The organism is Amycolatopsis sp. NPDC028719 (assembly GCF_055565395.1).
Genome location: NZ_JBVHUL010000002.1, coordinates 618709 through 643471 on the forward strand (window position 1 = coordinate 618709; position 24763 = coordinate 643471).

At 70.0% G+C, this 24763-nt stretch carries 23 protein-coding genes and 1 tRNA gene; 14 read left to right on the forward strand and 10 right to left on the reverse strand.

Annotated features, from left to right (window positions below; translation table 11 throughout):
• Positions 1-65: 65 nt before the first annotated feature.
• The 4 genes from ACZ4TR_RS10880 (at position 66) to ACZ4TR_RS10895 (ending at position 3527) form a co-directional block, all read left to right on the forward strand.
• Positions 66-1103, forward strand: coding sequence for a FecCD family ABC transporter permease (locus tag ACZ4TR_RS10880; RefSeq protein WP_465286840.1), 1038 nt, complete (start codon positions 66-68; stop codon positions 1101-1103).
• A gap of 1 nt (position 1104) precedes the next feature.
• Positions 1105-2157, forward strand: coding sequence for a FecCD family ABC transporter permease (locus ACZ4TR_RS10885; RefSeq protein WP_465286841.1), 1053 nt, complete (start codon positions 1105-1107; stop codon positions 2155-2157).
• Positions 2158-2162: 5 nt separating this feature from the next.
• A complete protein-coding gene (locus tag ACZ4TR_RS10890) occupies positions 2163-2966 on the forward strand; it encodes an ABC transporter ATP-binding protein (protein WP_465286842.1) in 804 nt (267 codons plus the stop codon).
• 75 nt (positions 2967-3041) lie between these two features.
• Complete coding sequence (locus tag ACZ4TR_RS10895; RefSeq protein WP_465286843.1) at positions 3042-3527, forward strand: DinB family protein; 486 nt, start codon at positions 3042-3044, stop codon at positions 3525-3527.
• Here the strand turns inward: ACZ4TR_RS10895 and ACZ4TR_RS10900 are convergent.
• Positions 3514-4824: a lysine N(6)-hydroxylase/L-ornithine N(5)-oxygenase family protein gene (locus ACZ4TR_RS10900; protein WP_465286844.1), complete on the reverse strand. Its 1311-nt coding sequence runs from the start codon at positions 4822-4824 to the stop codon at positions 3514-3516. The two genes, ACZ4TR_RS10895 and ACZ4TR_RS10900, sit on opposite strands and share 14 nt — an antisense overlap.
• Positions 4825-4937: 113 nt before the next feature.
• On the opposite strand from ACZ4TR_RS10900, the gene ACZ4TR_RS10905 reads away from it, so the two are divergent.
• On the forward strand, positions 4938-5882 hold the full coding sequence (locus tag ACZ4TR_RS10905; RefSeq protein WP_364519636.1) for a methionyl-tRNA formyltransferase: 945 nt from the start codon (positions 4938-4940) through the stop codon (positions 5880-5882).
• A 1-nt stretch (position 5883) separates the two neighbouring features.
• Here the strand turns inward: ACZ4TR_RS10905 and ACZ4TR_RS10910 are convergent, their stop codons facing one another.
• The 3 genes from ACZ4TR_RS10910 to ACZ4TR_RS10920 form a co-directional block, all read right to left on the reverse strand.
• Positions 5884-6993: a hypothetical protein gene (locus ACZ4TR_RS10910; RefSeq protein WP_465286845.1), complete on the reverse strand. Its 1110-nt coding sequence runs from the start codon at positions 6991-6993 to the stop codon at positions 5884-5886.
• Between the two features lie 224 nt (positions 6994-7217).
• The gene (locus ACZ4TR_RS10915; protein WP_465286846.1) at positions 7218-7718 is read right to left on the reverse strand and encodes a GNAT family N-acetyltransferase; all 501 of its coding nucleotides are present in this window, start codon (positions 7716-7718) and stop codon (positions 7218-7220) included.
• The gene (locus ACZ4TR_RS10920) at positions 7715-9352 is read right to left on the reverse strand and encodes an ABC-F family ATP-binding cassette domain-containing protein (RefSeq protein ID WP_465286847.1); all 1638 of its coding nucleotides are present in this window, start codon (positions 9350-9352) and stop codon (positions 7715-7717) included. Before ACZ4TR_RS10920 ends, ACZ4TR_RS10915 begins: the two co-directional genes overlap by 4 nt.
• A 143-nt stretch (positions 9353-9495) precedes the next feature.
• Between ACZ4TR_RS10920 and ACZ4TR_RS10925 the strand changes: the two genes are divergently transcribed.
• The 8 genes from ACZ4TR_RS10925 (at position 9496) to ACZ4TR_RS10960 (ending at position 17207) form a co-directional block, all read left to right on the forward strand.
• Positions 9496-10407: a PaaX family transcriptional regulator gene (locus ACZ4TR_RS10925; protein WP_364519600.1), complete on the forward strand. Its 912-nt coding sequence runs from the start codon at positions 9496-9498 to the stop codon at positions 10405-10407.
• Between the two features lie 2 nt (positions 10408-10409).
• Positions 10410-11189, forward strand: coding sequence for an enoyl-CoA hydratase/isomerase family protein (locus ACZ4TR_RS10930; RefSeq protein WP_465286848.1), 780 nt, complete (start codon positions 10410-10412; stop codon positions 11187-11189).
• A gap of 121 nt (positions 11190-11310) precedes the next feature.
• A complete protein-coding gene (locus tag ACZ4TR_RS10935; protein WP_465286849.1) occupies positions 11311-13566 on the forward strand; it encodes a glycosyl hydrolase family 18 protein in 2256 nt (751 codons plus the stop codon).
• 172 nt (positions 13567-13738) lie between these two features.
• A complete protein-coding gene (locus ACZ4TR_RS10940; protein ID WP_465286850.1) occupies positions 13739-14911 on the forward strand; it encodes an alginate lyase family protein in 1173 nt (390 codons plus the stop codon).
• 117 nt (positions 14912-15028) lie between these two features.
• Positions 15029-15102, forward strand: a tRNA-Pro gene (locus ACZ4TR_RS10945).
• Between the two features lie 305 nt (positions 15103-15407).
• Positions 15408-15794, forward strand: a complete 387-nt coding sequence (locus tag ACZ4TR_RS10950) for a hypothetical protein (protein ID WP_465286851.1) — start codon at positions 15408-15410, stop codon at positions 15792-15794.
• A 78-nt stretch (positions 15795-15872) separates the two neighbouring features.
• Entirely contained in the window at positions 15873-16343 is a 471-nt protein-coding gene (locus ACZ4TR_RS10955) for a class I SAM-dependent methyltransferase (RefSeq protein WP_465286852.1), read from the forward strand.
• Positions 16344-16403: 60 nt separating this feature from the next.
• The gene (locus ACZ4TR_RS10960; protein ID WP_465286853.1) at positions 16404-17207 is read left to right on the forward strand and encodes an SAM-dependent methyltransferase; all 804 of its coding nucleotides are present in this window, start codon (positions 16404-16406) and stop codon (positions 17205-17207) included.
• On the opposite strand, the gene ACZ4TR_RS10965 is transcribed toward ACZ4TR_RS10960, so the two are convergent.
• The 3 genes from ACZ4TR_RS10965 to ACZ4TR_RS10975 all read right to left on the reverse strand — a co-directional run bounded on the left by ACZ4TR_RS10965 (position 17204) and on the right by ACZ4TR_RS10975 (position 19260).
• Positions 17204-17554 (reverse strand): ClpX C4-type zinc finger protein, encoded by a 351-nt coding sequence (locus ACZ4TR_RS10965; protein ID WP_465286854.1) that lies wholly within the window; start codon positions 17552-17554, stop codon positions 17204-17206. The genes ACZ4TR_RS10960 and ACZ4TR_RS10965 overlap by 4 nt on opposite strands.
• A gap of 25 nt (positions 17555-17579) precedes the next feature.
• Positions 17580-17969 (reverse strand): hypothetical protein, encoded by a 390-nt coding sequence (locus ACZ4TR_RS10970; protein ID WP_465287344.1) that lies wholly within the window; start codon positions 17967-17969, stop codon positions 17580-17582.
• Between the two features lie 91 nt (positions 17970-18060).
• Positions 18061-19260 carry a GDSL-type esterase/lipase family protein gene (locus ACZ4TR_RS10975; protein WP_465286855.1) on the reverse strand — a complete coding sequence of 400 codons (1200 nt, stop codon included), beginning with the start codon at positions 19258-19260 and terminating at the stop codon, positions 18061-18063.
• Between the two features lie 187 nt (positions 19261-19447).
• On the opposite strand from ACZ4TR_RS10975, the gene ACZ4TR_RS10980 reads away from it, so the two are divergent.
• On the forward strand, positions 19448-19771 hold the full coding sequence (locus ACZ4TR_RS10980; protein ID WP_465286856.1) for a hypothetical protein: 324 nt from the start codon (positions 19448-19450) through the stop codon (positions 19769-19771).
• Here the strand turns inward: ACZ4TR_RS10980 and ACZ4TR_RS10985 are convergent.
• The 3 genes from ACZ4TR_RS10985 to ACZ4TR_RS10995 form a co-directional block, all read right to left on the reverse strand.
• Positions 19720-20559 (reverse strand): GH25 family lysozyme, encoded by an 840-nt coding sequence (locus ACZ4TR_RS10985; protein WP_465286857.1) that lies wholly within the window; start codon positions 20557-20559, stop codon positions 19720-19722. The genes ACZ4TR_RS10980 and ACZ4TR_RS10985 overlap by 52 nt on opposite strands.
• Before the next feature lie 91 nt (positions 20560-20650).
• Entirely contained in the window at positions 20651-22099 is a 1449-nt protein-coding gene (locus tag ACZ4TR_RS10990) for a radical SAM protein (RefSeq protein ID WP_465286858.1), read from the reverse strand.
• Positions 22099-24678 (reverse strand): glycosyltransferase, encoded by a 2580-nt coding sequence (locus ACZ4TR_RS10995; RefSeq protein ID WP_465286859.1) that lies wholly within the window; start codon positions 24676-24678, stop codon positions 22099-22101. Before ACZ4TR_RS10995 ends, ACZ4TR_RS10990 begins: the two co-directional genes overlap by 1 nt.
• Positions 24679-24763 lie beyond the last annotated feature (85 nt).

The following is a 24763-nucleotide window of genomic DNA, read 5'->3' on the forward strand; positions in this document are numbered from 1 at the left end:
GGGTGAGAACGCACTGCTGTACCATCGGTTAGCCTTACCTAAAATGAGTACCAGTCGGAGGTGCGGTGCGAACAGACCCCGGAGGGATCGCTCTCACGCGACGCCCGCCACACACGGGCCGTGCGCTCGGCCTCCTGGCCGCCTTCGGTGTCCTGGTCCTCCTCTGCCTGCTGAGCGTCTGGCTGGGCTCCAAGGAGATCTCGTTCGGCGCCGTCTGGCAGGTGCTGTGGCACGACGACGGCTCCGCGGACGCCGTGATCATCCACAGTGTCCGGATGCCGCGGACGCTGCTCGCGGTCCTCGTGGGTGCCGGCCTCGGGCTCGCCGGCACGGTGATGCAGGCGCTGACCCGCAACCCGCTCGCCGACCCGGGCCTGCTCGGCGTCAGCGCCGGGGCCGCGTTCGCGATCGTCTTCTCGATCACCGTGCTGGGCATCAGCTCGCTCTACGGCTACATCTGGTTCGCCTTCGCCGGCGCGCTCCTCGCGACCGCCGTCGTCTACTACCTCGGCACGCGGGGGCGGGCCGGGTCGAGCCCGGTCAAGCTCGCGCTCGCGGGCGCCGCCGTCACGGCCCTGCTCTCGTCCTTCACCAGCGCGATGGTGCTGTCGGACCCGGTGGCGCTCAACCGCTACCGCTTCTGGTCGGCCGGCTCGCTCTCCGGCGTGGACGCGACCGCGTTGCTGCAGGTCCTGCCGTTCCTCGTGGTCGGCGTGGTACTGGCGATCGCGAGCGGCCCGGCGCTCAACAGCCTGGCCCTCGGTGACGACGTCGCGATCGCGCTCGGCCGGAAGCTCGGCCCGCTGCGGCTGCGCGGCGCGCTGGCGATCACCCTGCTGACCGGCGCCGCGGTCGCCGTCGCCGGGCCGATCGTGTTCCTCGGCCTGATCGTCCCGCACGCGGTGCGGTTCGTGGTCGGGCCGGACCACCGCTGGCTGCTGCCCTACACCGCGATCCTCGCGCCGTGCCTGCTGCTCGCCGCCGACATCCTCGGCCGGATCATGGCGCGGCCGAGCGAGATCCGGGCCGGCGTGATCGTCGCGTTCCTCGGCGCGCCGTTCTTCATCTACCTGGTCCGCCGCCGCAAGCTCGTGGAGTCCTGACATGAGCCTGCTGCAGGTGCGGCGCGACCGCGTCACCTTCCGCGTCGGTGCGGTGTCCGGCCGGGTCCGGCCGCGGCTGCTGCTCGTTTCCGTGGTCCTCGCGGTGCTCGCCTTCGTGCTGTTCTGCGTGGGCATGACCATCGGCGACGTCCCGATGACCGTGTCCGACGTGCTGTCCGGCCTGTTCGGCGGCAGCGACAGCGGGAACGGCTACATCGTGCAGGAACTGCGCCTCCCCCGGGCGCTGACCGGCCTGCTGGCCGGGCTCGCGTTCGGCGCGTCCGGCGCGGTGTTCCAGACGATCACCCGCAACCCGCTGGCCAGCCCGGACATGATCGGCATCAACGCGGGCGCGGCGACGGCCGTGGTCGCCGGGATCGCGTTCGGCTTCGGCGGCGGCCTCGGCACCACCACGCTGGGCCTGCTCGGCGGGCTGTGCACGGCGCTGCTGGTGTACGCGCTGGCGTGGCGGCGCGGGACCACCGGGTACCGGATCCTGCTGGTGGGCATCGGCATCTTCGCGATGTGCACCAGCCTCACCGACTACCTGCTCAGCAAGGCGCAGATCACCGAGGCGCAGGCGTCGATCGGCTGGCTGGTCGGCAACCTCGCCAACCGCGGCTGGGAACACGTCGTGCCGCTGTTCGCCGCGCTCGTCGTGCTGTTCCCGGTGGTGCTGGCGCTGTCCCGCTGGATGCAGACGCTGCTGCTCGGCGACGACGTCGCCGCCGGGCTCGGCACGCCGGTGCAGCCGGTCCGGCTCGGCCTGCTGCTGGCCGGGGCCGGCCTGGTCGCGTTCGCGACGGCGTCGGCGGGCCCGATCTCGTTCGTCGCGCTGACCGCGCCGCAGATCGCGCAACGGCTCGCCCGGCTCTCCTCGCCGCCGATCACGGCGTCCGCGCTCACCGGCGCGGTCGTGGTGCTGGGCAGCGACATCATCGCGCGCTCGCTGACGGCGTCGGCGCTCCCGGTCGGCATCGTGACCGGCGTGCTCGGCGCCCCGCTGCTGCTCTGGCTGCTGGCCAGGGCCAACCGATCCGGCTCCGGAGGCTGACCGAGATGACACCGTCCTTGCGGGTGCAGGACCTCCGCGTCGCCTACGACGACCGGGTCGTCATAGACGGCCTCGACCTCGAGATCCCCGCGGAGCAGATCACGGCGATCGTCGGGCCGAACGCGTGCGGGAAGTCGACCCTGCTGCGCACGCTCGCCCGGCTGCTCACGCCGAAGTCGGGCGGGGTGTACCTCGACGGCCGCTCGATCCACGACCTGCCGACCCGCCAGGTCGCCCAGCAGCTCGGGATCCTGCCGCAGTCCCCGGTCGCGCCGGAGGGCATGACGGTGGCCGACCTGGTCGGCCGCGGCCGCGCCCCGCACCAGAGCTGGTGGCGGCAATGGTCCACATCGGACGAAGGCGCCGTCGCCTCGGCGCTGGAGGCCACGGAGCTGACCGACCTCGCCGACCGCCCGGTCGACGAGCTCTCCGGCGGCCAGCGGCAGCGGGCGTGGATCGCGATGGCGGTCGCGCAGGACACCCCGGTGCTGCTGCTCGACGAGCCGACGACGTACCTCGACCTGGCCCACCAGATCGACGTGCTGGACCTGGTCGTCGACCTCAACCGCGGCGAAGGCCGGACGGTGGTCATGGTGCTGCACGACCTGCCGCAGGCGTGCCGCTACGCCGACCACGTGATCGCGATGAAGGCCGGGCGGATCGTGGCGTCGGGCAAGCCGGTGGAGGTCATCACGGAGGAGCTCGTGGACGAGGTCTTCGACGTGCGCTGCCAGGTGACGCCGGACCCGGTGAGCGGGACACCGATGGTGATCCCGATCAGCCGCCACCACCCGGCGCCGGTCACCTAGCGCTATCCTGGGCGTGGCCCGCCTCATGCCGTTCCGAGGTCCGTCCGGCCACCACCCCACTCCTGGAGCTGACCTGTGTTCGTGCTGCCCGAAATCACCACCGGATCCGAGCGTCTCCTGCTGGAGGCGACGATGGACCGCCAGCGCCGCGCGGTCGCCGACACCGCGCGCGGCCTGCCCGAAACCGACGTCCGGCAGCGCCTGGTCCCGTCCCTGACCACGCCGATCGGCCTCGTCAAGCACGCCGCGATGGCCGAACGCCGCTGGTTCCAGCTCCTTCTGCTCGGCCTCGCCGAGTCCGAGTGCGACGGGCCGACGACCCCGGGCGACGCCAGTTTCGTCGTCGCCGAGAGCGAAAGCCTCGCCGACGTGATCGCCGAATTCGAGCGGGCGAGCGCGCGCTCACGCGAGATCGCGGCCCGCTTCGAACTCGACGACACGTGGACGCACGACGTCCTCGGCGAGGTCAGCCTCCGGTTCGTCTACCTGCTCCTGATCGAGGACTTCGCCCGGCACGCCGGGCACGGCGACATCCTCCGGGAGCAGCTCACCGCGCGCTGACCGCGTACTCGCCTTCGGGTGCGGCGACCACCCGGCGGTCCACAATGGACTGCAGGATCTCCCCCACCCGCACCGCGGTGTTCGACAGCAGCGACGACGTGATCCCGTGCGTGTGCTCGGTGCCGCCCTGCAGGTAGATCCCGCCGCGCAGGGGCGGCTCCGTCGTGAGCCGGTAGTCGCGCTCGACGCGGAGGCGTCCTTCGTCGTCCCGCAGGCAGCGCGAGCCGAGCTCGCCCAGCAGCGGTGTCGGGTCCGCCGGCCGGTAACCCGTGGCGTAGACGACCGCGTCGGCCTCCAGCACCGTCTGCGCACCCGTCGTCAGGGACTCGATCGTCACCGTTCCCGCATCGGTGACCTCGACCGGGCGCGAGACGTTGAACAGCCGCAACCGCTCCACGCCCAGCACCTTCTCGCGGTACATCCGGCGGTACAGCTCGTCGATCAGGTCGATGTCGACGGCCGAGTAGTTCGTCGCGCCGTGGTAGCGCATCAGGCGGTCCTTGACCGGCTCGCCCGCGCGGTAGAACTGGTCGACGGCGTCCGGGTCGAAGATGCGGTTCGCGAACGAGCTGTCGTCGGCCGGGCTGTAGCCGTAGCGCGCGAACACCGCGCACACCTCGGCGCGCGGGAACTCGTCGTGCAGCAACGCCGCGACCTCCGCCGCGCTCTGCCCGGCGCCCACCACGACGAACCGGCGGGGATCGGTGGCGCGCAACGCGTCCACGCGGAACAGCAGCTCGCTGTTGTGCCAGATCCGCTCGCCGGCGGTGACGCCCTCGGGCAGCTGGGGCCGCAAGCCCGTGCCCACCACCAGGTTCCGGGCGCGCAGCGAAGAGCCGTCCGAAGCCTCGACGTCGAAGTAGGCGACTTCCGGACCGTCGTAGACCGGCATCACCGCGACGACCTCGGTGCCGTAGGAGACGACGTCGTCGACCTTCGCGGCCGCCCACTCGAAGTAGTCGTGGAACTCGACGCGCAGCGGGAAGAGGTTCTTGTGGTTGATGAAGTCGACCAGCCGGCCGACCGACCGGAGGTAGTTGAGGAAGCTGAACCCGCTGGTCGGGTTGCGCATGGTGACCAGGTCCTTGAGGAACGACACCTGCATGGTCGCGGTGTCGATCAGCATCCCGCGGTGCCAGCCGAAGCGCGGTTGCCGCTCGAGGAAGTGCGCGGTCACCGGCTCGCCCGGGCCCGCGTTGTGCTCGGCGAGAGCGATGGCGAGGGCGAGGTTCGACGGGCCGAAGCCCACCCCGACGAGGTCGTAGATCGGGATCTGTTCGCCGGCCTCTGCAGTCATGGTGCTCCCTTGCGCGCTTCGGTACCGTTCAGGGAACCCTAACCTAACTTAGGCGAGCCTCGCCTAGTACGTTCGTGGTGATGTTCGTCCCCGATCACGAAGGGCACTCTCGAATGCGCGTGGCGATGTTCGGCTACCAGACCTGGGGGCACCGGACCCTCCAGGCGCTCATCGACGCCGGCCACGAGGTCGCCCTCGTGGTCACGCACCCGAAGAGCGACCACGCCTACGAGCGGATCTGGGCCGACTCGGTCGCCGACCTCGCCGAGGCCAACGGCATCCGCGTCCTGCTGCGCAACCGCCCGGACGACGCCGAGCTGCTGGCCGAGCTGAAGGCGGCGGAGCTCGACCTGATCGTGGCGAACAACTGGCGCACGTGGCTGCCGCCGGAGATCTTCGAGCTGCCGCGCCACGGCACGCTGAACATCCACGACTCGCTGCTGCCGTCCTACGCGGGCTTCTCCCCCCTGATCTGGGCGATGATCAACGGCGAGAAGGAGGTCGGCGTGACGGCCCACATGATGGACGGCGAGCTCGACGCGGGCGACATCGTCCTGCAGCGCGCGATCCCGGTCGGGCCCGCGGACACGACGACGGACCTGTTCCACCGCACGGTCGACCTGATCGCGCCGATCACGGCCGAAGCGATCTCGATGATCGAGACCGGCTACACGCCGGTGCCGCAGGACCGCACGAAGGCGAGCTTCTTCCACAAGCGCGCGGCGCGGGACAGTCTCATCGACTGGACATCTCCGCCCGCGGACATCGAACGGTTCGTGCGCGCGCTGTCCGACCCGTACCCGAACGCGTTCACCTACCACCGGGGCGAACAGCTCCGGATCCTGCGAGCCTCGGTGTCCCACGGGAACTACGGCGGCACGCCGGGCCGCATCTTCATCCGTGAGGGCGAGGGCGTGGTGATCGTGGCCGGCCCGGAGGCGCGGCGCGGTCAGTCACCGGGACTGCTGGTGGAACAGGTCCGCACGGCCGACGGCACGGACCTGCCCGCGCACGAGTACTTCAAGACGATGGGCGGATACCTCACCGACCGCCCCTGACTCAGCTGTCGTCCATTCCCTGTCCGGCGTCCAGCTGTGGCTTCGCCGCAGCTGCGAGCCGCGGCTTCGCGGCGCTCTCGACCTGCGGCCTCTCGGTGTCCACCGGTAGCACGCCGGTGGCGTCCGACGCGCCGGGCAGGGTCCTGATGATGGTGTCCTGGGCCCACCGTTCGCTGAACCCGGCCAGGAAGGACAGGCCGGCGAAGAACAACCAGATCTTTTCCGCCGCACCGGGCATCGCGATCGGCAACAGCCCGCCGGCCACGAGTACGAACAGAACCGCACCGAAGACCGCACCGATGATCGACCGGAAAGCACCCGAAAGAACGGTGACGAAGCGGCCTTGGTCGATGCCGACCTGCACCTTCCGCCGATTCGTGATGCGCACCATCACGCTCACCATCGCCCCGAGCCCGCCACAGGCCAGGCACACCACGACCGGCGCCCCGTTTTCGAGCCTCAACGACAGGGCAGACGCCGAGTACACACCGGCCACCACGACGAGCGCGCCCAGGAAGATGCCGGAGAGGTACCGGATCAACGCCGACTTCATCGCGGCGACGTAGGCGTAGCGCTCGATCTGCTTGGTTTCCTTCTTCGCGGCGCCGGCCGCACCCAGGATGCGCTTCGCCTCCGCCGCGGTGCGGTCCCGCGTGGCGGACATCGCGTCGAGCACCGCCAGCAGGTGCGCCCCGGTGGTGTAGATGCCCTGGGTGAGGATCTCCTGGACCCGCCCGCGCAGAAGGACCGCGTACTTTCGTTCGACCCGCCGGGCGGAGCGGAAGACGGCGTCGAACTCGGGGGTACTCCGGCTCGGGTCGTAGAAGAGCCTGGTCTTGTAGACGACACCACGGGACCAGCGGCCGCGCTTCTGCGCGACGAGCAGCAGCGCCGCCGGGAAATTGAGGGCGTAGTACTCCTCGAGGATGCGTCCTTGGTTCTTCTCGAACGCCGCGCGCAACCGCGCGAAATTCGGCCGTTCCGGTTCCTGGTGCGCGACGATCAAGTCGTGCACCGACGGTGTATCGACGATCTTCGTCGCCTTGTTTCGCGGTGGATCTTCCATTGTCTCAGCCTCCCCCGACCGATTTATCGCAGAATCCCCCGACACCAGCTGCTTGTTACGGAGTGCGAGAAACGCGCCGAGATACCGCCCTTTCGGACGAGCCGGGTAACGCTCCGGTCATCGGAACATCCCTTGGCCACCCCGGCGCCGGACGACGTCCCCACCCGAGTTCCTGGCCACGCTGCCGGTGCTGATCTTCCACCTGGCGCTGCAGAAGCAGTTCGTCAAGGACCTGACCGGCGGGGCGACGAAGGGCTGAGGCGGCACTTTCACGGGAAAGGGCCGCCTCGGAGCACCTTGACCATGGTGTCGGAATCCGCGGAGCCCGCACCCACGATCTCGTAGCCTTCCGCGAGGTAGAGCCGCTGTGCGAAGTTCTTCCGTTCGACGCTGAGCCCGATCCGCCGGATGCCCGCCTCGACGGCCCGCGCTTCGAGCGCGCGCAGGAGTGCCCGCCCGACCCCGCGGCCGCGCCAGGGGGCGGCCACGCCGATCGTCAGCTCGGGCACGTCGGCGGCGACGAACCCGTACCCCGGTTCCTCGGGCGGGAAGAAGCGAAGCCACGCCGCGCCGACGCGTTCGCCGTCCACTTCGGCGACCACGCCCAGGTCGTCTTCCCGTGGCCAGCCCGCGATGTAGTGCGCGGTGTTCGGCGCCGCCAGCACCCGGCGGCGGCTCTGCTTCTTCCACTCGGGCGACCAGTTGACGGCCGCCACGAGCATGTCGGCGAGGAAGTCACCGTCGTCGCGGCCCGCCTCGCGGACGATCACCGTTCGCGGACCTTGCCGCCGTCGACCTCGAGGCGGCGCGTGACGTGCACGGCGTCGAGCATCCGGCGGTCGTGCGTCACCAGCAGGAGCGTGCCCGGGTACTTGTCCAGCGCCGCTTCGAGCTGCTCGATCGCCGGCAGGTCCAGGTGGTTGGTCGGCTCGTCCAGCACCAGCAGGTTCACCCCGCGGGCCTGGAGCAGGGCCAGCGCGGCCCGCGTGCGTTCGCCCGGCGAGAGCGTCGCCGCGGACCGCAGCACGTGCGCGGCCTTCAGCCCGAACTTGGCCAGCAGCGTCCGGACGTCGGCGTCGGGCAGCTCCGGGACTTCGCGCGCGAACGCGTCGGCGAGCGGGACGTCGCCGAGGAACAGCCGCCGTGCCTGGTCGACCTCGCCGACGACGACGCCGGGCCCGAGCGTCGCGCTGCCTTCGTCCGGGGCGAGCCGGCCGAGCATCGCGGCCAGCAGCGTCGACTTGCCCGCGCCGTTCGCGCCGGTGATGGCGACCTTGTCCGCCCAGTCGATCTGCAGGTCGACCGGCCCGAGCGTGAACCCGCCGCGCCGGACGACCGCGCCGCGCAGGGTCGCGACGACCGCGCCCGCCCGCGGAGCCGCGGAGATCTCCATCCGCAGCTCCCACTCCTTGCGCGGCTCCTCGACGACGTCCAGGCGCTCGATCATCCGGTCGGTCTGCCGCGCCTTCGACGCCTGCTTCTCGGTGGCCTCGGTCCGGAACTTGCGGGCGGACTTGTCGTTGTCGGGCTGCTTCCGGCGGGCGTTCTTGACGCCCTTCTCCATCCACGCCCGCTGCATCCGCCCGCGCGCTTCGAGCGCAGCCTTCGTGTCGGCGAACTCCTCGTAGTCCTCCCGCGCGTGCCGCCGCGCGACCTCGCGTTCTTCGAGGTAGGCCTCGTAGCCCCCGCCGAAGACGTTGACCTGCTGCTGCACGAGGTCCAGCTCGACGACGCGGTCGACGGTCCGGGCCAGGAACTCGCGGTCGTGGCTGACCAGCACGGTCGCCGCCCGCAACCCGGACACGAACCGCTCCAGCCGGGCGAGGCCGTCCAGGTCGAGGTCGTTGGTCGGCTCGTCGAGCAGGAAGACGTCGTAGCGGCTCAGCAGCAGCGACGCGAGCCCGGCGCGCGCGGCCTGCCCACCCGAGAGCGACGTCATCGGCTGGTCCAGGTCGACGGCCAGCCCGAGGTCGGCCGCCACTTCGGCGGCCCGTTCGTCGAGGTCGGCGCCGCCCAGGTCGAGCCACCGGTCGAGGGCCACGGCGTAGCGGTCGTCCGCGCCGGCTTCACCCGCGGTGAGGGCTTCGGTCGCCGCGTCGAGGTCCGCCTGGGCCGCCGACACGCCGGTGCGCCGCGCCAGGAAGGCACGCACCGACTCGCCTTCGCGCCGCTCGGGCTCCTGGGGCAGGTGCCCGACGGTCGCGGTCGGCGGGTTCAGCCGGATCTCGCCGTCGTCGGGTTTCGCGAGCCCGGCCAGCGTCCGCAGGAGCGTCGACTTGCCGGCGCCGTTGACGCCGACCAGGCCGACGACGTCGCCGGGCGCGACCACGAGATCGAGGCCGGAGAAGAGAATGCGGTCACCGTGGCCCGCGGCCAGGTCCTTCGCGACGAGAGTTGCGCTCATGAGGTAGCCGAGTCTACGGGGCCGTGGTGAACTGTCAGATCATGGTCAGAACCACCGACTGTGTGTGTCCGGTGGCGCTTTGATCACTCAGTGTGGGTAACCTGTTCGGTTGTCGATACCCCCGAGCAGTGAGGTGAAACAGCATGGGCGAATCCGCTCCCCCGGTCACCCTCGGCCGCAGGCCGAAACCGAGGGAAGGCCGCCCGTCCGCGCCCCGGCCCACGGTGAGCCGGCGCCGCGAGGTCAGCCACGCCAGTGCCCGGTCGCTTCTGATGACCGTGCTCGGCGAGTACACGCTGCCGCGGGACAAGCCGGTCTGGACGTCGATGCTGGTCGAGGTGCTCGGCGTGCTCGACATCGAGGAGAAGTCGGCGCGGCAGGCGCTGGCCCGCTCCGCCGCCGAGGGCTGGATGGTCTCCGAGCGCGTCGGGCGCCGTGTGCGCTGGTCGCTGACGCCGCCGGGCCGCCGTCTCCTGACCGAAGGCGCCGAGCGGATCTACGCGTTCGGCCGCGAAGAGCGCCCCTGGAACGGCCAGTGGCTGATGCTGATCGTCTCCGTGCCGGAGGCCAAGCGCGACCTGCGGCACCGCCTGCGCACGCGCCTGACCTGGGCGGGCTTCGGCTCGCCCGTCGCCGGGGTGTGGGTCAGCCCGGACCTGAGCCGTCAGCGCGAGGCCCAGCAGATCGTCAGCGAGCTCGGCCTCGACGCCCAGGCGATGTCCTTCACCGCCACTTACGGCGAGGTCGGCGAGCAGGAGACGATGGTCGCCCGGTCCTGGGACCTGACCGAGCTGAAGGACCGCTACGAGGACTTCATCGACCGGTTCACCGGCCTGCACCCGACCGGCGGCCGGGCGGTGCTGCGCGCGCAGACCGAGCTGGTGCACGAGTGGCGGCGGTTCCCGTTCCTCGACCCGCAGCTGCCCGCCGAGCTCCTGCCGGCGAAGTGGAGCGGGACGAAAGCGGCGGAACTGTTCCATCACAAACACGTCGACTGGCGCCCGGAAGCCCAGCAGTATTGGGACGACCTCGTCTCCGCCGAAGAATCAGGGTGACCATGACCGACCAGGCCCGCCTCGACCGTGACGGCGGGCTCGCCGTCCTGACGATCGACGCTCCGCCGTTGAACCTCTACACGGCTGCCCTGCAGTCTTCGCTGTCGACGGCAATCGATTCGCTGGAGAAGGCGCCCGCGCGGGCGCTGCTGATCCGCGCCGAGGGCAAGGTCGTCAGCGGCGGGGTCGACGTCTCGCTGTTCGACGCGCAGGGCTCGCCCGCCGAGGCGAAGGTGCTCTTCGACGAGATGCTCGCGGTGCCGGACCGGATCGCGGCGCTGCCGTTCCCGACGGTGTTCGCCGCGCACGGCCTGTGCCTGACCTGGGCGTTCGAGGTGGCCGTGGCCTGCGACATCATCCTGGCCGCGTCGCGCGCGAAGTTCGGGCTGGTCGAGAAGGTCGTCGGGCTGACGCCGACCATGGGCGGCACCCAGCGGCTCGCCGCGCGGGCGGGCATCGGCCGGGCCAAGGAGTTCGTGATGACCGGCGACACCTACGACGCCGCGACGCTCGAGCGCTGGAACGTCGTCAACCGGGTTCTTCCGGACGACGGCTTCGAAGACGCCGCGCGGTCCTTCGCTGTGCGGCTCGCCGAAGGCCCGACGCGCGCCCACGCGGCGACCAAGCGCGTCCTCGACCACTTCTCCGCCGGCGGCGTCCCGGAGGCGAACGCGAACATCACGTCGATCGCCGCGGAGCTGTTCGAAACCGAGGACCTCCGGGGCGCCGTGAAGTCGTTCCTCGCCGACGGGCCGGGCAAGGCGACGTTCTCGGGGCGTTAACAGTCCGTTCGGACAGCGGTTTCCGCCGTTCGGTCGTGCGCGGTTCTCCTCGCACCGGGTTACATTCGGATGTGGTCTAGACCACCACGTCCGTCTGCTTCGTGTCGCTTGGAGAACCGCCATGAGACGCACTCCCGCACGACTACGCTCCGCGCTCGCCGCCGTACTGATCGCAGTCGGCGGTTTCGCGGCGCTCGCCCCGCCCGCCGCCGCGGCCGGTTCGCTGACCGCGACCCTCGCGATGAGCGGCACGACCGGCACCTACACCGTCGCCAACACCGGCACCGCGTCGGTGACCAACTGGGCGATCACCTTCACCCTGCCCGCCGGCGTCACCGCGTCGACCGGCGAAAACGGCACTGTGACCCAGAACGGCACCCAGGTCACGCTCACCCCGGCGTACTACATCGCGACGCTGGCTCCGGGCCGGAACACCTATCCGTACAGCCCGACCTTCCGGCTCAGCGCGGCCGCGACGCCGGCGCAGTGCCGCGTCGACAACGCGAACTGCGACGGCTCACCGGACACTCCCCCGAGCGCGCCGGCGAACCTGCGGCTGGTTGCGAAGACGACCAAGACGGTCGCGCTGGCCTGGAACGCCTCGACGGCCGGTTCGCTGCCGGTGACCGGGTACGACGTCTACCAAGGGGCCTCGCTGGCTGCGTCCGTGACCGGGACGAGCGCGACGATCAGCGGACTCACACCCAGCACCGCTTACTCGTTCACGGTGAAGGCCAAGGATTCGAAGGGAACCGCTTCGTCGGCCAGCGCCGCGTTGGCGGTGACCACCAACAACCCGGCCGACGACACTTCTCCGCCTTCAGCGCCGGGCGGGTTGCGCTCGACGGCCGCCGACGCGACCTCGGTGTCACTCACGTGGACCGCGTCCACCGACAACACCGGCGTCGTCAGTTACGACGTCTATCGCGGTTCCTCCCTGGCGACGACGGTGACCACGGCCTCCGCTGTCGTGACCGGGCTGGCACCGTCCACTTCGTACACCTTCACGGTGCGCGCCCGGGACGGCTACGACAACGTGTCGGCGCCGAGCACCGCCGTGACCGCGCGGACCGGCGACATCGTTTCCGGGTACGCGAAGGTCGGCTACTTCGTGCAGTGGGGCATCTACGGGCGCCAGTACTTCGTGAAGAACCTCGAGACTTCGGGGGCGGCTTCCAAGCTCACGCACCTGCTGTACGCGTTCGAGAACATCGACCCGGTGAACCTGACGTGCCTGTCCGGCGTCACGAAGGGCACCACGGCGAACCCGCAGGACCCCAACCAGGGCGACGGCGCGGGCGACGCCGAAGCCGACTATTCGCGGCCGTTCTCGGCGGCGCAGTCGGTGGACGGCGTGGCCGACACGGGCTGGGAGTCGTTGCGGGGCAACTTCAACCAGCTCAAGAAGCTCAAGGCGAAGCACCCGAACCTGAAGGTGCTGGTGTCGCTGGGCGGCTGGACGTATTCGAAGTACTTCTCCGACGTCGCGGCCACCGACGCGGCGCGGAAGAAGTTCGTCGCGTCGTGCGTCGACACGTGGATCAAGGGCAACCTCGCGTCCTACGGTGGCGCGGGCGGCCCAGGCACGGCGGCCGGCCTCTTCGACGGGATCGACCTCGACTGGGAGTGGCCCGCGAGCGCCGACGGCCACCCGGGCAACCACTGGAGCCCGAACGACAAGGACAACCTGACGGCACTGCTGGCCGAGTTCCGCGCACAGCTCGACGCGTACGGCGCGACGACCGGCAAGCGGTACCAGCTGCACGCGTTCACCCCGGCCGACCCGGCGAAGGTGGCGTCGGGCTGGGACCTGTCCCGCGTCTTCGGCTACCTGGACGTCGCGAACGTGCAGGGCTACGACTTCCACGGCTCGGGCAGTGACAACTCGTGGGAGCCGAACCGCACCGGTCACCAGGGCAACCTCTACGCCGACGCGGACGACCCGTACAACTTCCACTTCAGTGCGGAAAGCGCGATCAACGCCTACACGAACGCGGGTGTCGATCCTCGGAGGTTGACTCTGGGCTTGGCGTTCTACGGCCGTGGTTGGCAAGGTGTCGCGGACGGCGGAAAGCACGGCGAGTGGCAGTCGGCGACCGGCGCGGCACCGGGCCAGTTCGCCGAGGAAGCGGGCACCCGGGGCTACGCGAACCTCGTGGCGAGCGTGCCGGCGTGCACGGTGTACCACGACACGGCGGCGGTCGCGACGTCGTGCTACACGGGCAACGGCGGCCAGTGGTGGACGTTCGACGATGCCTGGTCGATCGGGCTGAAGACGACCTGGCTGAAGCAGCGCGGCCTGCTCGGCGTGATGGCGTGGGAGATGTCGGGTGACACCGGGACGTTGATGAACGCGGTCAGCGCGGGTCTCGGTTAGCGGTACGGCTATTCAGCCCGCTGAACGGAAGTTGCTTTCCGTTCAGCGGGCTGAACAATTCCCGGCTCGTTTCTTCAGGAGCCGAAGAAAGAACTCCCCCACTTCTTGACGAGCAATGGTCTGGACCATGACACTTGCTGGGCCCCCAGACATCGTCGTCTCGAGGAGAGCCATGTCCCGCTTGAGAAGACTCTTGACTTCGGCCATTTCGGTTCCACTCGCCCTGGGCCTCGTCGCCACCCCGGCACCCGCGGCGCCGGCGACGTTCACGCACCCGGGCGTGCTGGTCAGCCGCCCGCAGCTGGACTTCGTGAAGGCGCAGGTGAAGGCCGGCGCCCAGCCGTGGAAAGCAGCGTACGACCAGGCCGCGGCAAGCTCCTACGCTTCCCTTTCCCGGACCCCGAAACCGCGCGCGGTCGTCGAATGCGGCTCGTACTCGAACCCGAACTACGGCTGCACGGACGAGCGCGAGGACGCGATAGCGGCGTACACGGACGCCCTGATCTGGTACATCTCGGGCGACGCTCGCTACGCACAGAAGGCGATCGCCCTGATGGACGCGTGGTCGGCGACGATCACGAGCCACACCAACAGCAACGCGCCACTGCAGACGGGCTGGGCGGGCTCGTCCTGGCCCCGCGCGGCGGAGATCATCAAGTACACGTACACGAGCTGGCCCAACTCGGCCCGCTTCGGCACGATGCTGAGGGACGTGTACCTGAACAAAATCATCAACGGAAGCAACAGCAACGGCAACTGGGAACTGTCCATGATGGAGGCCGCGGTCGGCATCTCGGTGTTCCTGGAGGACAAGACGAACTTCGACAAAGCGGTTTCGAGGTACCGCAACCGCGTCGCGGCGTATGTCTATTTGTCCTCCGACGGCGCGCTGCCGAAGACGGTCCCCGGAAGCGGCCTGTCCACTCGGGACCAGATCGTGGGCTATTGGCAGGGCCAGGCAACGTTCGTGGACGGCCTGACACAGGAAACCTGCCGCGACTTCACCCACACAGGCTATGGAATCGCGTCGATCGCGGACGTGGCGGAGACGCTGCGCATCCAGGGCCAGGACGTGTACGGAACGGACGTGGGCGAGCGCCTGCGCCAGGCGCTGGGGTTCCAGTCGAAGTACCAGCTGGGCACGGCGGTGCCGTCGTGGCTGTGTTCCGGCCAGCTGAACCTAGGCCTGGGCCCGGTGACGGAGGTGGGGTTCAACGCGTTGCACACCCGCCTGGGGATCGCGATGACGAACACGCAGACCCTGACGGAGCGCCAGCGCCCGGCGGGCTCGAACAACCTCTTCGTGGCATGGCAGACCCTGACCCACGCGTCGAACCCGGCTTGATCTTGGCGCGATCCGCCTGACCTGCGTTTCCGCAGGTCAGGCGGATCGAGGACCCGCGTGCAGGCAGGTTGAGCGGGCACGCTAGAGTACTTCTCACGCACTCAGCGAGTGCGGGTCCGGGCTGTGGCGCAGTTTGGTAGCGCACTTGACTGGGGGTCAAGGGGTCGCAGGTTCAAATCCTGTCAGCCCGACGGACACACTTGCAGGGCCCGTGAGCAGCATAACCGCTGCTCACGGGCCCTTTGTGTTGCCGCGCCTCGGTCCCTCCCCGATCATCCGCCCGAGGCATCGCGCCGCGACCATCACCGGCCGATCCGGTGCCGGAACCCGCGACATTTCCTAGACGGGCGAATGGCCTACTTCGCGTCCGCGAGCTAAACCATCCACCGGGTGATGCGTGTGGAGGTCGAAGGTCGCTTCGTCCAAGGCCGTAGGGGCAGATCCGGTGAAAGTCGAAAGGGCGCGAGTGAGGAAACCATGGAGAACCGTCGCCAGCGTGGCGGTCGCCGCGGCCACCGTCGTCTTCCTGCCGGCTACGGCCGAGGCGAACGCGTTCTGCGTCCAGGACCTCGCCGGTGGAACGCAAGCCTGCTTCACCACCGAGCGGGCGCTTGAGTCCTACCAAACGGACCTTTCGCCGAGCCCGCTGCTCACCGTGTTCGACAGCACCGACTGGCTCGGCGGGAGTGGATACCTGAACTTCGCCAGCGCATACGGCCGTACCTACTGCGACGCCCCCAAGAACACGAACGAGGCGTCGGAGGGAAACCCTGGCACGCGCCACTTCTCCCACGGCTTGACCGTGGCCGGCCTCATCAGCTCGTACGTCATCAAAGCCGGTTCCGGATGTTCCGTCGCTCGCCGTCAGCTGAGCGGTTCGTGATCAGCTTGGAGGCGTTGCCTTGCCGCGCGCGTTCACCGGAGAATTCGACCGCGCCTTCGTGGAGGCTACCCGTGGGGGTTGCGCTGGACGCCGCGTGCGGAACCGGTCGCCCGGGCGCATGTCCGGGTGCCGCAGGCCGAGTTCCTGCTCGGTGATCTGCATCGGCTCCCGGTCGCCGACGCCGAGGTCGATCTGGTCGTGTGCGGCTTGGCGCTGACCCACGTCCCGACGCTCGAGCCGGTGCTGGCGGAGTTCGCCAGGGTTCTGCGTCCGGGCGAACACCTGGTGATCGCCGACATGCACCCCGAGCGGGTGGCACAAGGCGCGATTCCACCCGTGCGCGGTGCCGAGAGTCGACCTGGGCGCCTGAGCTCCCACCGCCACCTGGTGCCCGAAGCGGCACAAGCCGTCAGCGCCGGTACGCCGGCGCTGGTCATCTGGCATTTCCAACTGTCACGCGGGAATGGGAAGCACCGTGAGGTGAACGACCGCGGTGCTCGTGGCGGCGACCGGGCCGGCACTCGATCGCGGAAAACCCGGTCACGGTAGGACGCTGGAACCGACGAGCGGACCCGGTAGGGTGGTCCGAGCCGATTCGAGGGGGAAGCGATGAGCGATCAGGAAGCGGCGGACTGGATTCCGCCCGGGGCCGACCTTTCCCGGCCCAGTGCCGCCCGGATCTACGACTACCTGCTCGGCGGGGCCCACAACCTCGCCGCCGATCGGGCCGTTGCCCAGAAACTCGAGGCCATCCAGCCTCAGGTCGCCGCCGTGGCGCGGCGGAACCGGGCCTTCCTGCGCCGGGTCGTGCGGTTCATGCTCGAGCACGGCATCCGGCAGTTCCTCGATCTCGGCTCCGGGATCCCGACGGTCGGCAACGTGCACGAAGTCGCCCAGGCGGTCGATCCGCGGTCCAAGGTCGTCTACGTCGACTACGAACCCGTCGCCGTCGCGCACAGTCTCATGCTGCTCAGGGACAACCCGAACGCCGAGGCCCTCGAGGCCGATGCCACCGACACTGCGGCCGTGCTCGGCTCCGAGCCCGTCAAGAAGCTGCTCGACCTCGAGGAACCCGTCGGGCTGCTGGCCATCACCCTCGGGCACTACCTGCCGGACGTCAGCCGGATCTTCGCCGCCTACCGGGACGCCCTCGCGCCCGGCAGCCACCTCGCGCTCACCCATCTCACCAACGACTTCGCCGTCCTGCGTGACCCCAAGATCGCCGAGACCATGCGGTCGACGCAGGACTCCATCTACCCGCGCTCGCGTGCCGAGGTGCTGGCCCTCTTCGCCGGCTTCGAACTCGTCGAACCGGGGCTGACCACCTCCGCGAACTGGCGGCCGGATCGGCTCGCCGCCGTCGTCGACCCCGAAGAAGACGGCCTCTACGCCGGGGTAGGCGTCAAACTCTAGGTCTCGCTGGCGAAGCGCTCCCACGCCGACTGGCGGGTCATGCCCAGCGCGTCGCCGATCTGCGCCCACGTGCCGCCCAGGGTGCGCGCCTTGCCGACCCACGCGGCCAGGTTCTGCTGCACCTGCGTGGTCGCCGCCGCGACCGGGCCGAGGTTCTGCAGCACCTGTTCGAGCGGCAGATCGTGCTCCCACGGCGCGATGAGCGGCGCGTCCGCCGGCTTGCCGTCGATCACCGAGACGCACAACCGGACGCACCCGTCGCAGATGAACACCCCCGGCCCGCCGACGAGCGTGTCCACCTCCGTGTTCGGCTTCGCGCAGAACGAACACCGTGCGATCACTGCCATGAGACCTCCCTTGTCAGGACGAACCTTACGCGCGTAAGGCGGATCCTGACAAGCTCAAGAACGCGGAAGTCCACTCGGACAGCTCTGTCATCCGCGCGGTCAGCTCCTCGATCTCGGCCCAGCGGCGGTGCTCGCGTTCCAGGTCCGGCACCAGGAAGTCCTCGACCAGCTGCAGCAGCGTGGCGATCTCGTAGGCGACGTCGGCGAGCTGCAGGAACGGCCGGTACTCGGCCTCGGCGCCGGTCCCGTTCCGCGCGGCCCAGTCGCGGGCGCCGTGCCCGGCGGTCCGGCACACGGCGACGACGGTGCGCCGGAGGTCACCCCGCCGGGACTCCGGCCGCCCTTCGGTCAGCGGGGCGACGTTCCAGGCCACCGACAGCAGGCAGCAACCCGCGTCGTCCATCGAGTTGTTCATCACCGGAGGTACTTTGGGGACCACCGGGCACAGTCCGGTCGTTCCGACTCGCGGGGTCACGCCATCGTGTGAAGAACCCGCCCGGATCGGGTCATCGGCGCGCGGAGCCGGCCAGCATCGGCAGGGACACGAAGTCCGCCAAGGCCTGCTGGCCCGCCGCGTTCGCGTGGATGCCGTCGCCGTTGTCGTAGGCCGGGAGGATGCTGTTCGGCTTCAGCGGGTCCTTCAGGACTTCGTCGAAGTTCACCACGCCGGAACACGTGCCGGCGCACGAGGACCAGCGGGAGACGAACAGCCCGATCTCGTGCCGCGCCAGGTTCGCCGCGTCGTTGTACCCCGGACGCGGCGTGCTCGGCGTTACGTAGACCGCGATACCGGCCGCGCGCAGCCGCTGGAACACCGCACGGTAACTGGACAGGATCGTCGCCGCGTCGCAGCCGTAGGCGAGGTCGTTCGTTCCATAGTAGTAGATCACCGACGTGACGCCGTGCAGCGCCAGGACGTCGCGGTCGAGGCGGCTCCCCGCGTCCAGGCCCGCCACCGACGGCGGCATCCCAGGACACGAAGGGGCGCTCGTCGTCCCCGAGACGCCCGCGTTGGCCACCGCCAGCTGGGCCGGAGCGGGCGACTCCGCGACGATCCGCCGCGCCAGGTCGTCGGTCCAGCGGCGGTCCGCGCCGAGCTGGGTGCAACCGGGACCGCAGTTCGTGCTGCCGATGCCGTCGACCACCGAGCTGCCGAACGGGACGACGGTCCCGTGCAGAGCAGCGTTGTGCACGTCGACGGCGCTGACCACGTACGTCGAGCCGACGGTCGAAGTGAACGCCCCGCCGGAAGCGTCGGCGGTGTGGTCCCCCGAGCCCGGCGCGCTCAGGTAGTTGTCCCGCAGCGCCGCGCCGTGGCGGCCGGGCGTGGCCGTGCCGTCCACGAACATGCTCACCGCGAGGTTCGTGTCCGGGCGGGTCACGAGCCGGGTTTCGTCGCTCCAGACGTCGCCGCCGACGGGAATCGTGACGGCGGACCGGCCGGCGAAGGTCAGGTCACGCACTCCCGAAATCCCGGCACCCTCGGTGCTGAGCCCGGCGGTGGCGTGCCCGATGGTCAGCGGCCCGGTGCCGAACGTGTTCTGGAGCCGGACACGCACGGCGTCGCCGCCCTGGCTGAGGTGGGTGATCATCCGCAGCGACCGGCCCGACACCGGTGCGTCCGCGTGCCCGTCCTGCGACTGCGCCCACGACGTGAACCAGGAGCGCCCCGCGCCGTCCGCGACGGGCGCCGAGGCGACCACCACTGCGGAAACCGTGGCCAGAAGGGCGATTCGATGGGCTGCTCGCACGGTGCCTCCCGGTCCACAAAGGACTTCGTGGTGACGTCGGGCGCCACCACTCCCCGACCGATCGTAGGGAGGCGGTCACGAAGGCGGCAAGCAGCTTGTCCGATCTTGTCAGCGGCCCGGTTTTCGAGTTGCATGAGCAGGCATGACGCTACGAGGCCTGCCACACCGGGGCGAAAGCACACCGCGGATCTTCGGCGAGCCGTACGAAACACCCGACGGCACGACCGTGATCACCGTGACCAGCCCGCCCGGGGTGTTCGCGATCCGCGAGGGCCGGGCCAAGTTCGAACCGGCGGTCGACGCGACACGGGTCGCGCTGCTGGCCGTGGGAACCGGCCTGGTCGCCGCGACCCTCGGCACCCTCGCCGTGCTGCGCAGGCCGCCGTGGCCGGACCTGAGCGGTCGCTGGAAGCGTCAAGCCGCTCCCCCGGCCAGCGCCACGACGCGGCCGAACGGGCCGTTGTAGTAGTTCTGGTCGCCCGGGAGGCCGCCGCCGCGCGCGAACTGCCAGATGCTCTGCTTGTCCCAGCCCGCCGGGAGCTCCCCGACCTCCGGGCCGTACCGCGCGAGCCACAGCGGGTTCGTGTTCCCGAACTTCGCCGCGTTGCCGGTGCACTGCTTCCACCACGCCGTGCTCGTGTAGATGAGGGCGCTGCGCTTGACCTTCGCCAGGTAGGTCCGGGCGAAGTCGGTGATCCACGCCGTCATGTCGGCCTGGTTCTTGCCGTAGCAGACGTCGCCGTACGGGTTGTATTCGATGTCCAGCGCGCCCGGGAGCGTCTTGCCGTCGGAACGCCAGCCGCCGCCGTGGGCGATGAAGTACTCCGCCTGCTCCGCGCCGCCCGAGATGTCGGGCCGGGCGAAGTGGTACGCGCCGCGGATCAGGCCCGCCGCGTGCGCGCCGTCGTACTGCTGCCCGTACTGCGGGTTGACGAAGCCGGTGCCCTCGGTCGCCTTGACGTAGGTGAACTTCGCGCCGCCGGCCGCCGCGGCGGCCCAGTCGACCGGGCCCTGGTGCCCGCTGACGTCGTGACCGAGCGTCTGGTCAGTCGTGTCCGCCCGGGCCGAGCCCGGCACAACGCCTTCGTGCAAAGCGATCTGCGTGCCCGCGAAGTTCGTGTCGGCGAGCGAGTAGTCCGGCGCGGCTTCGGCGGGAACGGCGACGGCCACCGAGGCGAACGCGGCCAGCGCGCCCGCTCCGGCGAGCCTCGCCCGCCATCGTCGTTCGTCGTGTCCGGCAACGGTTCGGCTCATCGGGGCTCCGATCTCGGTACGGGCACGGGCGAATCCCATGGTGCCTGCCCTTATCGCTCCCCGCGAGCGATGTGTCACTCGATGTAGTGATCTATAGCTCGGTGGTGATGATCGCCTCGACCAGTACCTCCCCCTCCCGGGTGAGTTCGACGACGCCGTCGTCCGGCCGCAGCTCGACGAGGCCCCGCGCGGCCAGCGACCGGAACTTCCCGAGCCACGGTTCGGCGAACAGCGAGCGCCCCGGGAACCGCGCCGCGTGCAGGGAGTCCCGCAACGGCTGCAACGTCGTCAGCGCCATCTTCACCGCCCGCACCTCCTGGGCCTCCGGCGTGAACCGCGTCGCCGAACCCAGCGGGATGCGCCCGGCCGACACGGTTTCGATGTACCGCTTCGAGTTGACGTCGGTGATCGCCTCGGACGCGCGGCAGCTCGAACTGCCGCCCAGGCCGATCGCCACCTCGGCTTCCTGCTTGTCCTGGTCGACCATGATGGCCTTCCACTTCTCGGGCCCGAGGCCGGCGCGCGCGAAGTACATCGTCGGGTGCTCGGTGTAGCCCGCGCCGCGCAGGCCGTCGGTGAGGAGCTCGCGCATCTGGTACTGCTCGCCGAGCGTCGGCCAGCGGTGGCCGTCCCGCACCAGCTTGTCCCGGTACGCCGGCAGCTGCCACGCCGCCGGCTTCTCACCGGTGACGCCGGTGCGGGTGTCGCTGTAGGACGCCAGGTGCAGCTTCGTGCACACCACGGCCGTGACTTCGTTCTCCAGCACGACGTCGAGGTCGCGGCGGACGCTGTCGAGGGTCTGGTCGAGCAGGCCGTACATCAGGTCGATGCTGACCCACTCGAAGCCGAGCGAGCGGGCGTTGCGGACGAAGTCGACGCACATCTCGGCACTGTGCTCGCGGCCGCACATTTCCAGGACGTGGTCGTCGAACGACTGGACCCCGCTCGACAGCTTGGTGCACCCCAGTTCGCGAAGGAGCGAAAGCTTGGCCGGGGTGAACGTGCTCGGGTCGCCCTCGAACCGGATCGCCGTGTCGGGCGTGAAGCCGAACTCCGCGCGGTAGAACTCCAGGAGCCGGCGGATCTCCGGCTCCGGCAGCAGCGACGGCGTGCCGCCGAAGACGTTGAACTCCCCCACCTCCGCCCCGGCCAGGTTCGGCACGGCGTCGAGCCAGAGCCGGGCTTCGGCGATGTTGAGGTCGACCCAGTGCTTCGCTTTCTCGTACGCCACTTCGGGTTTGCCCTTGACCAGCACCACGGGGTACTGGCAGAACCGGCAGCGGTACGCGCACGTCGGGATGTAGGACCAGAGATGGATCGGCCTCGACGAAGCCAGCTGCGCGTCCAGGTCGCGCAGGAACTCGGCCGGCGTGCCGGGGATGTTGCCGGGGAAGACGTGCGCCCCGAACGGGTCCTCCTGCACGAAGTCGAGGAGGTGCCGGTTCTCCGGCGCCTCGAGGACGTCGAGCACGGCGGGCCGCGGCCACGCCGGGTCGAGCGTGTGCAGCGAGCCGATCGCCTCTTCGTAGGCGAGGGTCATCAGAACACCCCTCCGTTGCCGAAGTAGTTGTGGGCCTCTCCGGATTCCCGGTCCTCGCAGTAGTAGTGGACGAACTCCGCGAAGCGCTCCGCCGGGATCTCCGCCAGGCACGGCGGCAGCGGCGGCGGGAAACCGATGTCCTCGCCGACGTGCTGCCGCAGGCAGGCGAACAGCTCGTCGGCGAACTCGAAGTACAGCCGGTACGACGGCGTCTTGTACGCGTGGATCGGCGTGAAGTCGACGACGCGCATCTCGTCGCGGATCTCGGCGATCCGCCGGGCGAGCCGCGCCGCCAAGTCGGCGCCGAAGAACGCGATGACGGCATCATCTTCCAGGAGCGCCGGGGTCAGCAGCACCGGCAGGATCGTGTTCTTCGGCGTGAAGTCCTTGATGGAGAACTCCCACGCCTGCCGCGCCTCGGCCTCGGTCAGGTCCGCGGCGACGGCCGGCGTCGACGGCCGGATGTCGCGCATGACGATGATGCCGTCGGAGCCGTAGGCCCGGCCGGCGATGACTTCGTCGATGGCGTGGTCGACACGGCGCGGGTTGATCTCGACGCGCGAGCGCGGTGCGTACGTGATCGCGTCGCCGCCGCTGGCGACCTTGATCCCGAAGTCCCAGTCGTCGGAGAGGTGGCTGACGAACTTCCCGTCCTGCAGCTGGTAGAAGATCTCGATGCCGCCGGCGCGCTCGTAGGCGTCGCGCTCGACGGCGAAGCCCTTCCCATCGGGAAAGCCGCCGAACAGCGAGAACGTGACAGCGCGGCAGCGCAGCGTCCGCTGGATCGCGTCCCACAGCCGGGGCCGCCCGGTGAAGTGTTCGGGGTTGTAGTAGTAGTCGCAGACGCCGATCGCGGCTTTGCTCGATTCCATGGCGGCGAACAGTTCGCTCAGCCAGTGCGGGTCGACGCGGCAGTCCGCGTCGGCCGACACGAGGTAGAACCGCTCGCCCGGATCGGTGTCGGGGCGGTTCCGGCTGCGCGCCGCGGCGAAGTCCATCCCGGCCCGCCGCGCGCACGAGACGCCCTGCTCGGGCTCGTGGATGACGTGCAGCGCCAGATCCGGGTGGGCGGCCGCGAAGGCGCGCGCGACGGCCACGGTGTCGTCGGTCGAGTTGTTGTCGACGAGCACGACCTCGTACCGGCTCTTGTCGAGCGGCTCGTCGCCGTCTCGCTGGTCGTGCAGCGTCCGCAGGACCGCCGGCAGGTTCGCGGCCTCGTTGTAGACCGGCAGCACGACGGAAAGCCGCGTACCGGCTCCCATCGGCGGCGGGTAGAGCCGGTCGACGAGGTCGTCGACGACCCGCGTCCCGAAGTGCGCCTGCCCGAGTTCGGAGTTCGCCCGCACCACTTCCGCCCGTTTCCCTTCGTCGGTGATCAGCTCGGAGACCTCGCGGGCGAACGCCGCGTCCGGCAGGTCGCGGGCCCGGATGTCCAGCACCGGCGCCCGGAACCCCTTGCGGCCGTAGACGACGTCGTACAGCTCGTACCCGCTGGTGACGTACGGCGTCCCGGAGGCGATCGCCTCGCTGACCGGGTTGCCGTAGCTCTCGTAGTCGTAGGAGGTCAGGAAGGACACGACCGTCGCGTGCGCCAGGAGATCCCGCACCGAGTACCGGCCGGGCACGGCGGTGTCGTACGGCGTCAGCCAGCCGCCGAAGACGGCCCGGTCGCGGACGCCGAGCCGGGTCGCGAGGTCCGTGAGGCGCGCGTGCTCCGCGGGGGTTTCGTCGACGTCGCCGGCGACGAACAGCCAGGTGCCGGGCAGCAGGGCCAGCAGGTGGAGGTCCCGGTCGATGCGCTTCTGCGGGATGATCCGCGTGATCCGGGCGAGCAGCGGGACGTCGTCGGGAATGCCGTGGTCGCGCCGGAAACCCGCGTTGCGCTCGTCGACGCGGGCGGGCGCGATGGCGAACGCGTTGGGCAGGACGTCGATGGCCCGCAGGTCCGGCACCCACTCCAGGGTCTTCGCCTTCGCCTGCTCGTGGAGCGCGAAGTAGTGGATGTGCGGCGAGTTCCGCGGCGCGGGGACGCCGGGGTACGGGAACCGGCCGTACTTGGCGATGCCCGGTTCGCTCTGCCACATGAGGTCGTGGTCGCGCCAGAACACGAACCGGCCGAGGCGGTGGCGGGCGCCGTAGCGGTCGATCGCGCGGTAAAGGGCTTCGGTGTAGGTGAGGTTTTCGGGCAGCGTGCCGTTCTCCACCATCACCATCGTCACGCCGAGGCGTTCCCAGGTGGCCACGATCTTCCCGGCCAGCTCGCCCGCGATCCGGTCGATCTCGGGGCGCAGTGTCCCGTCGCCGTCTTGGACGACTTCGCGCAGGACCCGCTCGACGAAGTCCCGGTCGTAGCCCGGGATTTCGTCGACGCCTTCGACGCGGTCGAGCGTGACCCACCCGGGCAGCAGCTCGGCTTCGTCGCGGTAGGGCCGGAAGAACGCGCCCTTGTCGGCTTTGATGTCGTAGCCGAGGTCGAGGTGGACCCGGTGCCCGGCGAACCGGCGCGCCGTCTTGAGGAACTCCACCACGACCCCGGACAGCGGAATGGCGTCGAAGGACACGCCCCAGAGGACTGACATCGATGTCGGACTCCCGTCTCGGCTTCGCCGTCGTCCCCAGCGTAAGCGGCGGAGCCCCGGGCGGCCGCGTGAGCGAGTGGTTGAC